The organism is Chryseobacterium sp. SNU WT5, from assembly GCF_007362475.1.
Lineage (GTDB): Bacteria > Bacteroidota > Bacteroidia > Flavobacteriales > Weeksellaceae > Kaistella.
Genome location: NZ_CP041687.1, coordinates 667,800 through 682,801, shown reverse-complemented (window position 1 = coordinate 682,801; position 15,002 = coordinate 667,800). Strand labels below are relative to the sequence as shown.

Annotated in this window: 11 protein-coding genes; all 11 read left to right on the top strand. The window is 33.8% G+C overall.

Going from position 1 to position 15,002, the window contains the following annotated elements; translation table 11 throughout:
• Position 1 precedes the first annotated feature (1 nt).
• The 11 genes from FNJ88_RS03195 to FNJ88_RS03145 all read left to right on the top strand — a co-directional run bounded on the left by FNJ88_RS03195 (position 2) and on the right by FNJ88_RS03145 (position 14,838).
• Positions 2-1,639 (top strand): class I SAM-dependent DNA methyltransferase, encoded by a 1,638-nt coding sequence (locus FNJ88_RS03195; RefSeq protein WP_143851706.1) that lies wholly within the window; start codon positions 2-4, stop codon positions 1,637-1,639.
• Positions 1,636-2,832: a restriction endonuclease subunit S gene (locus FNJ88_RS03190; RefSeq protein ID WP_143851705.1), complete on the top strand. Its 1,197-nt coding sequence runs from the start codon at positions 1,636-1,638 to the stop codon at positions 2,830-2,832. Before FNJ88_RS03195 ends, FNJ88_RS03190 begins: the two co-directional genes overlap by 4 nt.
• A gap of 76 nt (positions 2,833-2,908) precedes the next feature.
• Positions 2,909-3,637: an HNH endonuclease gene (locus FNJ88_RS03185; protein ID WP_143851704.1), complete on the top strand. Its 729-nt coding sequence runs from the start codon at positions 2,909-2,911 to the stop codon at positions 3,635-3,637.
• Positions 3,634-4,989: a hypothetical protein gene (locus FNJ88_RS03180; RefSeq protein ID WP_143851703.1), complete on the top strand. Its 1,356-nt coding sequence runs from the start codon at positions 3,634-3,636 to the stop codon at positions 4,987-4,989. The genes FNJ88_RS03185 and FNJ88_RS03180 overlap by 4 nt, the downstream gene beginning before the upstream one ends.
• A gap of 15 nt (positions 4,990-5,004) precedes the next feature.
• Positions 5,005-8,490, top strand: coding sequence for a DEAD/DEAH box helicase family protein (locus tag FNJ88_RS03175; RefSeq protein ID WP_143851702.1), 3,486 nt, complete (start codon positions 5,005-5,007; stop codon positions 8,488-8,490).
• 416 nt (positions 8,491-8,906) lie between these two features.
• On the top strand, positions 8,907-10,193 hold the full coding sequence (locus tag FNJ88_RS03170; RefSeq protein WP_143851701.1) for a nucleotidyltransferase: 1,287 nt from the start codon (positions 8,907-8,909) through the stop codon (positions 10,191-10,193).
• Entirely contained in the window at positions 10,171-10,608 is a 438-nt protein-coding gene (locus FNJ88_RS03165; RefSeq protein ID WP_228414560.1) for a hypothetical protein, read from the top strand. Before FNJ88_RS03170 ends, FNJ88_RS03165 begins: the two co-directional genes overlap by 23 nt.
• 198 nt (positions 10,609-10,806) lie before the next feature.
• Complete coding sequence (locus tag FNJ88_RS03160) at positions 10,807-11,934, top strand: HNH endonuclease (RefSeq protein WP_143851700.1); 1,128 nt, start codon at positions 10,807-10,809, stop codon at positions 11,932-11,934.
• Positions 11,935-12,149: 215 nt separating this feature from the next.
• A complete protein-coding gene (gene rhuM, locus FNJ88_RS03155; RefSeq protein ID WP_143851699.1) occupies positions 12,150-13,130 on the top strand; it encodes a virulence protein RhuM/Fic/DOC family protein in 981 nt (326 codons plus the stop codon).
• A 131-nt stretch (positions 13,131-13,261) separates the two neighbouring features.
• Positions 13,262-13,873: a DUF6088 family protein gene (locus FNJ88_RS03150; RefSeq protein ID WP_143851698.1), complete on the top strand. Its 612-nt coding sequence runs from the start codon at positions 13,262-13,264 to the stop codon at positions 13,871-13,873.
• A 131-nt stretch (positions 13,874-14,004) separates the two neighbouring features.
• Positions 14,005-14,838 (top strand): hypothetical protein, encoded by an 834-nt coding sequence (locus tag FNJ88_RS03145; RefSeq protein WP_143851697.1) that lies wholly within the window; start codon positions 14,005-14,007, stop codon positions 14,836-14,838.
• Positions 14,839-15,002: the final 164 nt, after the last annotated feature.

The window sequence follows — 15,002 nt, the reverse complement described above, 5'->3', positions numbered from 1 at the left end:
AATGATCACAGGAGAATTAAAATCCCAAATAGACCAAATATGGAACACCTTCTGGACAGGAGGTGTTACCAATACCATAACCATTGTAGAGCAGCTTACCTACTTGATTTTCATTAAAGATCTTGATGAAAAAGAAATCAGAAACGAGCTCAAAGCTAAACGTGGTTTTACATACACACCCATTTTCACGGAAGACCAACAAAATTTCCGTTGGAAAAATCTTAAGGAAATGGATGTCAACGCAAGACATCTGATTTTTTCAAATACCATTGATGGAATTTTCCCATTCATCCGTTCATTAGGAAAAGAAACCAGCCTTTTTGCCACTCACATGAAAGGTGCAACATTTGGGATTTCAAAACCTTCCGTTTTGGATCAGGTGATCGAAAAGCTTGGCAATATCGATATGACTCATCAAGACACGAAAGGTGATATCTATGAATATCTTTTGTCTAAACTAGAAGGCGGCGGTACTGCAGGGCAATTTCGTACACCGAGACACATCATCAAAATGATGGTGGAACTTATGCAACCAACTCTGGAAGATACTATTTCTGATCCATCGGTGGGAACAGCTGGGTTTTTGGTAGGTGCAAAAGAATATATTGATAAGCACAACGACGTAACTTTGCTCGATAAATATGCAGATCACATCAACCGAAAGATGTTCAACGGAACCGAGTTTGATGCCACTATGTTGCGTATTGCCTCGATGAATCTTTATTTGCACGGTGTGGAAGAACCCAACATCCTAGATGTAGATGCCGTTTCAAAAGATAATACAATTGCCAACGAACATACCTTGATTTTAGCCAATCCACCTTTTAAAGGAACAATTGACAAAGAAAGTATTTCTCCTGGACTGAAAAACGTAACCGATACTTCTAAAACAGAATTGTTATTTTTAGCACTAATGCTCCGTCAGCTGAAAACCGGTGGTCGTGCTGCGGTGATTGTTCCCGACGGCGTACTCTTCGGAAGCGGAAAAGCCTACAAAAGCATTCGGGAAGAAATTATTGCCAACAACAAATTAGAAGCCGTGATCTCTATGCCGAGTGGCGTTTTTAAACCTTACGCCGGAGTTAGCACCGCCATAATTATTTTTACAAAAACTGGAAACGGCGGTACCGACAATGTTTGGTTCTACGATATGCTGGCCGACGGAAAATCTCTTGACGACAAAAGATCGTTGTTAGTAGATGAAGATCTGTTTACCTCTTTCTCTTTTGGAAATGCGTTGGAAACAATGGATCTGGAAACCAAGCAAAAATTACACAGCAAGTTTAATCTTCCGCAGATTATAGACCATTATCATTATTACAAAAGCGATTTCTTCAGAAAAATGCACGCTGAAAACGGAGAATTGTTGCAAGTAAATGCAGTACCTGAAAAATTAGGCTACAACCATTTTATGCCCGAAACGATTACCCACGATTACAGCAATAGAATATCGCAGTCTTTCCTAGTTTCGTTTAAGGAAATTAAAGATAATGAATGGGATCTCTCAATTAATCGATATAAGGATGTTGTATATGAAGAACTCATTTACGAAAAACCATCTAGAATTATTGATGATATAAAGGGTCTGCAAGAAGAGAACCGTACGAAATTAGCAATATTAGAAGAGCTGTTAAAATGAAATTGAAAGATATACTTGAGGGATGCTTATTTACTGATGGCGACTGGATTGAAAGTAAAGATCAGGATGCAAATGGAGATATTAGATTAATACAGCTTTCAGATATTGGTGACGGATATTTCGTAAACAAATCAAAAAAATTTATTAATGAAGAAACAGCTAGAAAACTACGATGTACATTTCTTAGAAAAGATGATATATTGATAGCTAGAATGCCTGATCCTTTGGGTAGAGCTTGTCTGTTTCCATTTGAAGAAAATAATAAATATATTACTGCTGTAGATGTTTGTATTTTAAGACCAAATGATAAATGTAATAATAGATATTTGCAATACTGCTTAAATTCTCCTGAAATAAGAAGCATTATCAATCGCCAAAAAACAGGTACGACAAGAGAAAGGATTACTCGAAAAAAGCTGGGTGAGTTAGAGATTCCTTTCCCCTCATTAAAAGTTCAACAAAAAATAGTTGACATACTTGATACTGCTGACATATTAAGATTAAATAATAAGACTTTATTAATCAAATATGACACTCTAGCACAATCTATCTTTTTGGAGATGTTTGGAGATCCGGTGAAAAATGAGAAGGGTTGGAAGCTAGAGAATTTGAAAAAAATAACATCTAAAATTGGTAGCGGATCTACTCCGAGTGGGGGTAAAGATGCATATCATGAAGAAGGGATTTCCCTGATTAGAAGTTTAAACATTCACGACAATTTTTTTAAAATGAAAGATTTAGCTTTCATAGATGAAAGACAGGCTAATAAACTGAAGAATGTAAGTTTAGAGAAAAATGATGTCTTGATAAATATAACAGGAGCCTCAGTAGCAAGATCTACTATTGTTCCAGATGAGTTATTACCAGCAAGAGTTAATCAACATGTATCAATTTTAAGACCTAAATCCTCAATTTTAAATTCTGTTTTTTTACTTCATTTATTAATATCGCCAAATAGCAAGGCAAAACTTTTAGGTGTAAGTTCTCAAGGTGGCGCAACAAGGGAAGCAATAACAAAAGATCAATTAGAAAATTTTGAAATTATTCTTCCGTCCATAGCCCTCCAAAAACAGTTTGCCGAAAAAATCGCTTTAATCGAACAGCAAAAAGAACTGGCAAAGCAGGAACTCAAAGAAAGTGAAGATTTGTTCAACTGTCTTCTGCAGAAAGCGTTTAAAGGAGAATTGGTGTAATGTTTAGTAATGATATAACATCGACCTTACAGAGTACACAATTTAATTTTGAACTTTTATATTTAAGAAAATAGATATGATAATAGACTTACCAAAAATTAAACTTTTTTATGAATATGCTGTAAAGGTTTACAATAAAGAAATTAAACTTAAGCAAGCAAAAAAGGAGTTAGAAGATTACGGTGTAAATCCAAATTCCGCAAACTACTATTTTTATATCTATCCAAGTTTAATTAGTGGGACAATTTTTAAAGGAACCATCAACGCTGAAGCTACAAGATATTATTTAGACAGAATTTATGAAACTAAGGGATTAGCTTATCTGAAAAATGCCTTACAGGCGATTTCTCTTCATATTGATTATTACCAAAATGTATCTAAACGTAACGTTGTTATGCTAAGATTAATTCTTGAAGAATATTTAGAAAAGTATCAAGTGTCTTGTGATGAGTATTTTGATGATGAAATTGAAAAAGATAAAATATTAATAGAGGGATTAACCAAGCAGATTACGGTTAATATCTATGAACGGAATCCAATAGCCCGATCAAAGTGTATCGAACATTTTGGAGCGGTTTGTAAAGTATGTGACTTTAATTTTGAACAAAAATATGGAGTTATAGGAAAAGGTTTTATCCATGTTCATCACATTTTAGACCTATCATTGATCAAAAGAGAATATGAAGTTGATTTTATAAAAGATTTAGTTCCTGTCTGCCCAAACTGTCACGCAATGCTTCATAAAAGAAAACCGGCGTTCCAAATAGATGAATTAAAACAATTGCTTCAAAAATGGAAACTATGAATAGACATCTAAATTTATTTAAAGCGTTTAGTCAAAATTTATCCCACGAAAATATTGAGGATAACCTAAGCCGTGCTTTGGTTATTTGTTTACAGTATAATAGTTTATTGTTTCACGAATTTTTAAAAAATATTTTTGCAGAAACAGGACAGATAGCGCTTTACAATTCCATTTTTACAGATGTTACAGAACTGGATAATCTGAAAATAGATCTTCAGGTCAAAACTGACGATATCAATTCAGAAGAATTTAGAAAAGTTTTTGCCATTGCCATTTCTGGAAGAACCTTAGATATGTCCGGTTTTTATTCAAACAAAGCCAATACAAACAAAAGTCATATTACAGACATCTTTATTTCAATCAATGATATTGCAATTGTAATAGAAGTAAAGCGGAATGATGATGATTGCAGAAGCCAGCTATATCAGCAAGTCGCAGCTTTTACAAAAGATATCAATCCCGATAATGTTTACGCTCTTGATTTCAACTGGCGAAAACTGATGGAAATGGTCACACAAATCAACGGTTTCCAAATTTTAAATCTTCAAAATGATCGTTTCCTTGTCGACTTTATTGATTTGGTGAAATCGCACAACCAAAACTGGCTACCTGTTGCACCTTTTGTTTCAATTGCAGATATTCCTCAGAATAAAGATAAGTTCAAGAAGCGTATTGAAGCGGCCTTGAATTTTGTTTCTGAAGATTTAAATATCTTAGATTATTTCGATAGAATTGGTTTGCAGATCACCAATGGTTGGGCTTCTGAAATTGTTGTCAACGTCCAAAAAAACAACCAAGAAAAACTTGATCTCCATTTCGGAATTTGGCCTGGCAATACAAAAGCTCAGGGATGGAAGATGCTTAATGAACTGAGTAAGCACTCAAACTGGGCTCCACCTAAAGAAATTGTTGTCAACAATGAGAGATTTAATGTAAATTGGGGTTATGAAATTAAATTTTGTCATTTTAATCGATTTATAACTAATATCGTTATCACTGATAAAGATATTAGGGATGGGAAAAGAATTATTTCTTCGTCGATTCATGACAAACACACCGGTAAATATAGCCGTGATGAATGGTCAGAATTAGAGTCGTTTTTAGATGATCATATTAAAGAAGATTTCAATTGGAGAAAATATATGAAATGGGAGAAGAATTTTGTCCAGACCAATCGAAATTATCTCACGCTGTCTATCGGATATCAAATAGAAACTATAATTCCTGTAGATTATGTGCAAAAAATTGATACACGAATAGATGATTTACAACCCTTAGCAAAATTGATTACAGATATTCAAATGAAATATGAGCAATTATTCGATTTAAATATTTTTGCGTCTTCGCAATAAATAAAAACACCAACTATGAACACCAATTTCCAATTTCTCGCCACAGAATGGACCGAATTTTTTGAACTTTGTATAAAAGCTGAAAAATTTACCATTACTGACCCGCGTACTTCTTTGACGATCTCAAGATCTGCGTTGGAATTAGCAATTAATTGGATGTTCAGCAATGATGAAGAATTAGATTTCCCTTTTGATACTTCGCTCAACTCTTTGATGAAGCAAAGAAGTTTTCAAGATCAGTTTCAGCAGAAATTTTATACAGAAATCGACCTAATTCGCAAAGTAGGAAATCTAGCTATTCATAACAAAAAAGTTTCTGATTATGATTCCAGAACGGTCATTAGCCATCTTTTTTATTTTTCAAAATGGTTTACTAAATCCTACTCAAAAAAGGATTTAGGAGATTTAGGATTTTTCGATTGGGATTTTGTTCCAACAGAAGGTGCCGAAACTTTATCTAAAAAAGAACTGGAAAAACTTCAGAAAAAGTTTGAAGGTGATCTTGATCAATTTAAAATTAAACTGGAAGAATCTGCTGAGAAAAATGCTGAACTGGCAGAGAAAAATCAACTCTTCCAAAGAAAAATTCAAGAACTTCAGGCACAGATAGAATCCAACAAACGGATGGCCAACCAGGCCGACGAAACCACTCATCCAAGAAACGAGTACGAAACCCGAAAATATTTTATCGACGTTTCGCTCCGTGAAGCAGGCTGGAAGTTGTCCGGGAGTAAAGACAAAGAATTTAAAGTAGAATATATGCCAGTTTCCACCAATGTTTCAGAAACCGGCTACATCGATTATGTGCTTTGGGACGACGACGGTTTGCCACTGGCTGTAGTAGAGGCAAAAAGAACTTTGGAAAACGCTTCTAAAGGAGAAAATCAGGCACAACTCTACGCAGAAGCTCTAGAGAAAATGTTTGGTCGCCGTCCGGTAATGTATTACACCAACGGTTTTGAAACGTATTTGTGGGACGATCAGTTTTACAAGAAATCAAGACTGGTGCACGGTTTTTATACTAAAAAAGAATTGCAGACTTTAATGTTTCGCAGATCCAATCGTCTCGATATCAGAACGACAACTATTGACACCACCATTACCGACAGAGCTTATCAGCTAAGAGCCATCCGTTCGGTCGCAGAACATTTCGCAGGTAACGACAAAATCTCCGGAAAACTCGTCGGCACTCATCGTGCTGCTCTTTTGGTTTTGGCTACGGGAACGGGAAAAACAAGAATTAGTATTGCCATTTCAAAACTCTTATTGGAAGCAAATTGGGCAAAAAGAATTCTGTTTCTTGCCGACCGCAGAAGTTTAGTAAGACAAGCAAAAAATAATTTCGTGAAACTGATGCCGGAACACACTTGCGTGAATTTACTCGTAGAAAAAGACAATCCCGATGCCAGGATTACATTTTCTACTTACCCAACGATGATGGGATTGATTGATGGTTCCAAAGATAATGACAAACGTTTTTATGGCGTTGGTCATTTTGATTTGATCATTGTCGACGAAGCCCACCGCTCGATTTATAAAAAATATGCTGCAATTTTCGATTATTTTGACGCCATGTTTTTAGGTTTAACAGCAACACCGATTGAAAATATCGACAGAAGTACCTACTCAATGTTTGGCTTACCAGATAAATCGCCGACAGATGCTTACACCTTTGAAGAAGCGGTTTTCAACAAACATTTGGTTCCTTATCATTCCATTGAAGTTCCTACTAAATTTTTGCGCAGCGGAATTCATTACGACGAATTATCGGAAGAAGAAAAAGAAGAATTTGAAGAAGAAATATTGAATGGTGAAGAAGCGTCTGGCGAAGAAATAATTGAAGCTAACGAACTCAATAATTGGCTTTTTAATAAAGATACAGCCATAAAAACGCTTAAATATCTTGTCGATAAAGGAATCAAAAAAAGAGACGGCACCGAACTAGGAAAAACCATTATTTTCGCCCGAAACAGAAAGCATGCTCAATTTCTGAGAGATATGTTTCTGGAGCTAGATCCGGAATTGTATGGCAACGAATATGTAAAAGTAATTACCCATGGCGAGCCGAAAGCCGAGGAATTTATCGAAAGGTTTTGCGACGAGGAGAAAGAAAGGCTTCCCCAGATTGTAATCTCGGTAGATATGATGGATACAGGAATTGATGCGCCGAGCTGTGTGAATTTGATGTTCTACAAACCTGTAAAATCGAAGGTAAAATTTTGGCAGATGATTGGTCGTGGTTCCCGTTTGAGAAAAAATCTTTTTGGGGAAGGCTTAGACAAAGAGCACTTCTTGATTTTTGACCTCTACGGAAACTTTGAATTCTTCAGAGAAAACCCGAAAGGCATAGAAGCGAGTTCACAAAAAAGCCTTAATGAGATTGTCTTTGGCTTAAAATTACAATTGGCTTTATATCTGAAAGGCGAAACATTTATTGAGGATCCTGAACTTCAAGATTACAGCATCAATTTGCTCAACGAATTGCATCAATCGATCGCTGAACTCAACAAAGATCGCTTCGACGTTAAAATGAAACTGGAAACGGTGATGGATTACAACAGCCGTGAAACCTGGAATCATCTCGATAAAGGAGATGTGAAAAAGATTTATGATGTTTTGGCACCATTGGTAAGACCCGCTCAATCTGATACCGATCTTGCTCGTTTTTATGATAAAATGATTTATGCTTTGATGCTGAAACGCGTAGAAACTCCCAATACAGAAGAGTTTATGGTAAAATTAAGCGTTCCGATTACTAAAGTGGCAACAATCTCAAAAAAACTGCTCAAAAAAACAAGCATTCCAGAAATTAAAAACAATGAGGATTTGGTAAAGCTCCCATTACAAGAAGATTTCTGGAAAAACGACGGCTTGAAGCATCTCGAAAAAATACGTCAAGGCATAAGAGAATTGGTGAAATATATTGATCCGGTAGATCAAAAATATGTAACGACCAATTTTGAGGATGCTATTTTAGAAAACGAAATTATATTTACTGGTGTTAGTGAAGAAGAACAACCCTTCTATGGAAATACATTTGCCAACAATCTTCATCGTTTGGAAGAGTTGGTAAGAGAAAACAAAAATAATATCACCGTCAAAAGAATTCAGAATGGTGAAATAATTACCGAAGACGAGTTACAATCGCTGGAAAAAATTCTGTTCTCGGATAAAGTAAAAAAAGAGCAGGTGGAAAATGAATTGGGACGTCAGCTCAATCTCGTGAATTTCATTGTGAACCTAATTGGTCTTTCCGAAGATAAGGTCAACACAGCTTTTTCTGAATTTATGAATCAATATCAACTTTCGGCGGTTCAAATTCAGTTTCTCGATACACTGAAATTATTCCTTACCAAAAACGGAAAAATAGATCCGCTAAAGCTCTACGATTCACCATTCAAAAATTTCCATAATCAAGGAATTGATGGAATTTTCAACAACGAACAAGCAGATAATATTTTTAGTATTATTGAGTATTTCAATCATAGTCAGGCGAACTAAAAAATCGTTAATTTAAGACATGAATTTGTTTTCAGTCTTGGTGTGAAATCACATTTAAGATTGGACAAATTTTAGTTACCATACATTTTCAAAAATATCTTTCCTCAAGGTGCAGTATCACTGCATTTCATATATACATATGTCCATTCAAAGGTCAAGAAAATTGATTTGAAATATAGCTGGAGATTAACTTATTTTTTACTGTGCAGATACATTGCGCACATACCATCTAAATTTGTTTCAAAGTTCAGAAGAAAAAGCTAAAATATAGCCATTTCAAACTATTCTTTATATTCTTATGAAGATTATAAAAGAAATGAAACCAGGTTAATTATGGATTTTAAAGCAGAATTTGCAGTCATAGAACTGTCACGATAATTGTCACGATAATTGTCAAATAATTAAATTATATGTATATGTTAATATCTAGTCAAAAAATTCAATTCGAAGACTTGTTGAAGAAGTTATCAACAAATCTAAGTATCACAAGATCACAGCATGACTCTGCAGTTCAAAGCTACAAAGCTGTTGGGAAATATTTATCTTCCGAAACCTCTCCTCTCGCGGAATACGAACCGTATGTAAAACCACAAGGTTCTTTTATTATTGGGACAACAATACAATCTATTGAGGAGGACGGAGATATTGATTTAGATGTTGTGTGCGAATTTAAAAGAAAAAAAGGTACTTGGACGCAATATCATTTAAAAAATGCCGTGGGTGACCATTTAAAAGCACATGGAACCTACGAAAAAATTTTGGACGAGGAAGGTAGAAGATGTTGGACTCTTAAATATCGGGAGGAAGGTTTAACAAACCAAAGATATCATATGGATATCCTTCCAGCAATAGTAGCAAACGGATATTCATATATTCTTGAAAGTTCATTCAAAAATCTGATGGACGAAGATTATGAAAAACTTCAATTAAGTATTACCGACAGAGAGAAGAGCAATTATTACGTGTCAACATTTCCTGAAGAGTGGTTGCAAAGTAATCCCTATGGTTATGCTAAATGGTTTATGAAAAAGGCTCTTTTGGTTGGTAATCAGTTCAAGAATTTGTATTCCTTAAACGAATCGGTAAAACCAACTCCTGAATTTCAAGAAGAAAGACTTCCATTACAAAGAGTTGTACAACTTCTCAAAAGACATAGAGATATTTATTTTTCAAAAGAACAGGATGATGATATTAGAAAACAAAAACCAATCTCTTGTATCATAACAACTTTAGCAGCGAGGGCTTACAGAGGTGAATCTAATTTGGTCGATGCAATGTGGGGAGTTATTAATCGAATGAAAGATGAGATAGAATTTAAATATGTTCCAGAATATGGAACAAAAGTAGAATGGATATCAAATCCTGTAAATCCTTCTGAAAATTTTGCGGATAGATGGAATGATCAAAGTTCATATCGTAGAGACAATTTCTACCGGTGGCTAGATCAGTTGAATGTTGACCTTAATGAGGCCGAAAATAAAACTGGCTTGCAAAACATTTCTGAATCACTGTCGATAGCATTTGGTAGAAAACCAGTGCAAGCTGCATTCGGCCAAATGGCTGACCAAATGAGAGCTTTAACTAAGTCTGGAAATAATAATATTGATCGCAATTCAGGCCTAGTTGGTCTCGCAACTGCAGGATTAACTTCTATTAACCCAGTAAAAACGCATGATTTTTATGGCACAAACGAAGAAGAGTAAAATTTCTATTTCTGATCAAATCCGAGTTTTGCAAAATTATTTTCCGGAAAGTCAAATTCAGCTTAACAAAAATAAGGGATTTACTTGGCTAGGGAAACTAAAATCCTCTCCTTTGGGTGATACATATAACATTAAAGTAGTTTTTGAAAAAAAGGTTTCACCAGCAGTTTATGTAATTGAACCAGCGAAATTGAAATTAGCTGAGGGTAAAACAAAACTAGAACATGTGTATAGTCAAGACAAGCAGAAGTTATGTCTATTTTATCCTGACGGCTCGCAATGGAATGATTCTAAAATAGTTGCCAGCACCATAATTCCTTGGACAATCGAATGGTTGTATCATTATGAAATTTGGTTAATAACAGGTAAATGGTTGGGTGGTGGGAAACATCCAAACTTGAAAAACAAGACATAATAATTACTAATAGTGCATTTTAAATATGCGAAAAGTTTAAGAATAATTCTTTTTGAATCAAAGATTTTTAATCTTTATCCAGAAAAGCAAAATGATGTTAAATTTTAAAATACCTAATAATACAAGACGATACTAAATTCGCTTAAGTGGTAGAACAGAATTAGTTCATTAATAATTAATTAAAAAGTAAAGGAAAATATGAGTGTTACATCTATCGATAATAAAAATAAGTTTATGCTTTGGGCAATCTCTGGTGGGCGTTGTCAATATAGAGGGTGTAATCAGATATTACATACGGATATTTTAACTAAAAGAAACTTCAATCAGTCATATATTGCTCATATTGTAGCTGATGTAGCAGGTGGTCCAAGGGGTTGTATTACAAGATCGACATTGCTTGCAGATGACATTACTAATTTGATGTTGTTATGCGACACTCATCATCGATTAATTGATAGAGATGATGTAATTGGCAATCCCGAAAGTTTACTTTTAGAGATGAAAGCCGAACATGAAAATCGAGTTGCAAATGCCTGTAATATATCATCGGACAAGCAAAGTCATATTGTTACTCTAAACGCAAACATTGGAACTCATACCCCCAATGTACAATATAGTATAATCAGTCAATCATTATTGCCTGATTACTATCCAGCAATTGCAGCTAATATTGATTTGGGAACGGTGAATACTTTAAATAAAGATTCTGATCTAAATTTCTGGAATTTTGAATTGGGCAATCTTCAAAGGAGATTTGATCGTTTGTTATATCCATTATTAAATAGTGGCGACGTTAAGCATATCTCATTATTTGGTTTTGCTCCAATACCATTATTGATAAAATTAGGTGTTCTCTTGAATGATATTACTTCCGTAGATATACGTCAAAAGAGAAGAAATCCAGATACTTGGAAATTTGATGACGATATAGAAACAATTTATAATTTCGTATCTCCAGCATATATAAAAACTCAGGTTGCTTTGAAGTTAGAGTTAAGCGATTCAATTGCTGACGAAAGGATTACAAAAGTTTTAGGTGAGGATGTTGCAATATACAGTATCAATATTGTAAACCCAGATAACGACATTATAAAATCAAGAAAACAGATTATTGATTTTGGAGAGAAAATGAAAGAAGCTTTTAGGGAAATAAAGAAAATACACGGACAAGATGTAGTTTTAAATATATTTCCGGCAATACCAATTTCATTAGCTGTACAATTAGGTAGAGTTTGGATGCCTAAAGCAGATCTATCAATGAGGATATTTGATCAGAATTATCTTTTAGGAGGCTTTTTTGAAACTTTATTAATTAAACACTCTTAAATTTCTTCCAACGAATAAATGTATTAAATTGCCATTTTTTATCAGCGTATTGGAGATGAATTTTAATAAGATTGTGATAAATTATTTGTCGCAAATGTTTACTAAATTTGCGACAATATTTATCGATTTAAGTGATGTAAAGTATTGCTATTAAATTACTTGATAAAAATTAAAAAGCGAAGAGGGGTTCGCTTTTTTATATTGAAAATAGATTAATGAAAATTAAAAACCAAATTGAAATTTATCAAGCCAATGATGGTTCTACTCAAATAAATGTACAATTTGAGCAGGATACGGTTTGGCTTACACAAGCACAAATGGCAGAATTGTTTGGAAAAGGAAGAACTACAATTACTGAACATATAAATAATGTGTTTACTGAAGGAGAACTTGTAGAAGAAGTGGTATGTCGGGATTTCCGACACACCACTCAACATGGTGCTATTAAAGGGAAGAGCCAGTCTAAAGATGTGAAATATTATAATCTGGATGTAATAATTTCAGTTGGTTATAGAGTAAAATCCAAGCAAGGAACACAATTCCGAATCTGGGCAAATAAAATTTTAAAAGAATATTTGGTAAAAGGTTACTCCATCAACGAAAAAAGATTAGCCCAAAAAGAACAGGAAGTTCAACTTTTGAAAAATGGAATTCAGATTCTAAGCAGAGCCATTGAACAAAAATCGGAGGAAAATGAATGGTTGTCTATTTTTTCTAAAGGATTACAATTATTAGATGATTATGATCACGAGCAATTAGATGCTAAAGGTTTAACGAAAAAACAAGCACTTTATCCAACAAGAGAAGATTATCAAGAACTCATCAACAAAATGGTGGTAGATTTTGATTCGCAGGTTTTTGGAAAGGAAAAGGATCAAAATTTTCAAAGTTCCATTGCCCAAATAGAAAAAGGTTTTGGAGAAAACGATTTTTATCCAACCTTGGAAGAGAAAGCGACCATGCTTTTGTACTTAGTTGTGAAAAATCATTCGTTCGTAGATGGCAACAAAAGAATTGCTGCAGCATGTTTTCTGAAATTTTTGCAAAGCAATCAAATGCTTTATAACGCTCAAAAAGAACTGATTATAGGCAATGATACTTTAGCAAGTTTAACGCTATTTATTGCATCAAGTAAACCAGAAGAAATGGAAACCGTGAAACGACTAGTAATTAGCGTGTTGAACCGGAATAAGTAAACAATTCGAAAGCGTTCAGTAGAGGTAAATTTGTAAAATAAATTTACTGCTACTGAACTGAATATACAAAACAACGCAATTTTTGTCGCAAATGTTTACTAAATTTGCGACAAAATCGATTAGTTTAAGCAATGGAAAGCATTGATAGTAAAATACTTAAAAAAATTAAAAAAGCGAATAGGGGTTCGCTTTTTTATACAGAAGATTTTCTTTCATTTGGAAACTATAAAGCCGTTTCAAAAGCATTAGAGCGTTTGGTGAATGAAAATGAACTTTCTAGAGTTGCACGCGGCATTTTTGCTATTTTAATAAAAGAGAATTACTTGGGTGAGATTTCGCCAACAGCAGAAAAAATTGCCGAATCTATAAGGAAGAGAGACAAAGCTCGAATTTTTCCTACTGGTTCTTTAGCTCTAAATATGTTGCGGTTATCAACTCAAATTCCAACGAATTTAGTCTACTTAACGGATGGATCAGCTAGAACAATAAAGGTCGGGAATCGAAGTATTGTTTTCAAAAAAGCCAGTCCTAAAAATCTTGCCGCTATTGGAATTTTTAGTGGGATTGTCATTCAGGCACTCAAAGATATAGGAAAGGAGAATGTTACGGATATCGAAATTGAAAAGATTTTAGAACATCTAAAAAAAGAAGACCCTAATCGTTTGGAACATGATATCAAATTAGCTCCTGAATGGATTAGAATTATTATGCGTAAAGCTTTAAATGAAACAAATGGAAAGTAATTTTTTCGTAGAAATTTGTCTTATCAAAAAAAAATAGAAAATTTTATCTGGTGAGATTAAAGCATAAATTACTTTTTGCTGGAAATCAAAAACAATAGATTGTTAAATCTCGTTCTAAAAAAATAAAAAAGATGTTTAGTGGTATTCCAAAAGATTTAATTGAAAAAAGATTGAAAGAGATTTTAGTTGATAAAAATGCACCTTTAGAAATTTCCACTCGGCTTACTTCTCCACACTTTATTACATTAAATGCGCAGTCCCGAAGTAATCCAAAAATATCAATTATTGAAAGTAAAGGTACGCCGACGCTTTGTTTCAGCGTTCATGTTGAAAAACATCTTCAAAACAGAGCTTTCAGAATTTTAGATTTTATGTGTAGACTTCTTGAGCATCGGGGACATGAATTCGCTTTAGATAATTATGGAAATACGGTAGTAGTTATTAATACCATCCAGCTTCATTTTAATATTCGGCAACTAGGCAACTATATCCAAGGTCCGAAAGGAACATATTCAACCAGACAGTATATTAAAACAGATATTTTAGCAATACAAGCTTATCAGGATACATATTCAACAAAACAGTGGTCTGATGTTAAAACTGTTAATTTGGAAGATAAATTAGTTCGTATAGTGGCTTACTTAGAAGCGTACGCAGATGTGGAAAAGCAGGAAGAAATAAGACGTGATGAATGGAGTAGGCTTTATGAATTAAACTTACAAAAAGAAAAAGAACTGAAGCAAAAGCGGGAAGATGAAAAGAATAAATTAGAAAAATTAATAAAATTTTCTGATGATCTCGATAACTCTAAAAAGATTGAATATTATCTGAATGAGCGAAGAGAATATCTTTTATCGAAAAATCTTTTTACTGATGAAGAGAAAAACTATTTTGAATGGGGTATTAAAAAAGCAAGATGGATAAATCCTTTATTAAATGAAAAGGATGAACTCTTAGATCCTTGATCCGATATTGGTGAAATTTCATATTTGTAATGTATAAGATATATTGTGCGCACATTATTTTTGTTAAATGGTTGTTGTTCATTGATTTATTGGAAAAATAGAGTGTTTAGACTTAGTAAAGTAGTATCGATATGTCATTTATTCAATACCTTATTTGTACCATA

Bases quoted from the DNA above. Each gene is read 5' to 3' on its own strand.
- FNJ88_RS03190 (WP_143851705.1), top strand. From the start codon at position 1,636: ATGAAATTGAAAGATATACTTGAGGGATGCTTATTTACTGATGGCGAC.
- FNJ88_RS03150 (WP_143851698.1), top strand. From the start codon at position 13,262: ATGGAAAGCATTGATAGTAAAATACTTAAAAAAATTAAAAAAGCGAAT.
- rhuM (WP_143851699.1), top strand. From the start codon at position 12,150: ATGAAAATTAAAAACCAAATTGAAATTTATCAAGCCAATGATGGTTCT.
- FNJ88_RS03165 (WP_228414560.1), top strand. From the start codon at position 10,171: ATGGCACAAACGAAGAAGAGTAAAATTTCTATTTCTGATCAAATCCGA.
- FNJ88_RS03145 (WP_143851697.1), top strand. From the start codon at position 14,005: ATGTTTAGTGGTATTCCAAAAGATTTAATTGAAAAAAGATTGAAAGAG.
- FNJ88_RS03180 (WP_143851703.1), top strand. From the start codon at position 3,634: ATGAATAGACATCTAAATTTATTTAAAGCGTTTAGTCAAAATTTATCC.
- FNJ88_RS03170 (WP_143851701.1), top strand. From the start codon at position 8,907: ATGTTAATATCTAGTCAAAAAATTCAATTCGAAGACTTGTTGAAGAAG.
- FNJ88_RS03185 (WP_143851704.1), top strand. From the start codon at position 2,909: ATGATAATAGACTTACCAAAAATTAAACTTTTTTATGAATATGCTGTA.
- FNJ88_RS03175 (WP_143851702.1), top strand. From the start codon at position 5,005: ATGAACACCAATTTCCAATTTCTCGCCACAGAATGGACCGAATTTTTT.
- FNJ88_RS03195 (WP_143851706.1), top strand. From the start codon at position 2: ATGATCACAGGAGAATTAAAATCCCAAATAGACCAAATATGGAACACC.
- FNJ88_RS03160 (WP_143851700.1), top strand. From the start codon at position 10,807: ATGAGTGTTACATCTATCGATAATAAAAATAAGTTTATGCTTTGGGCA.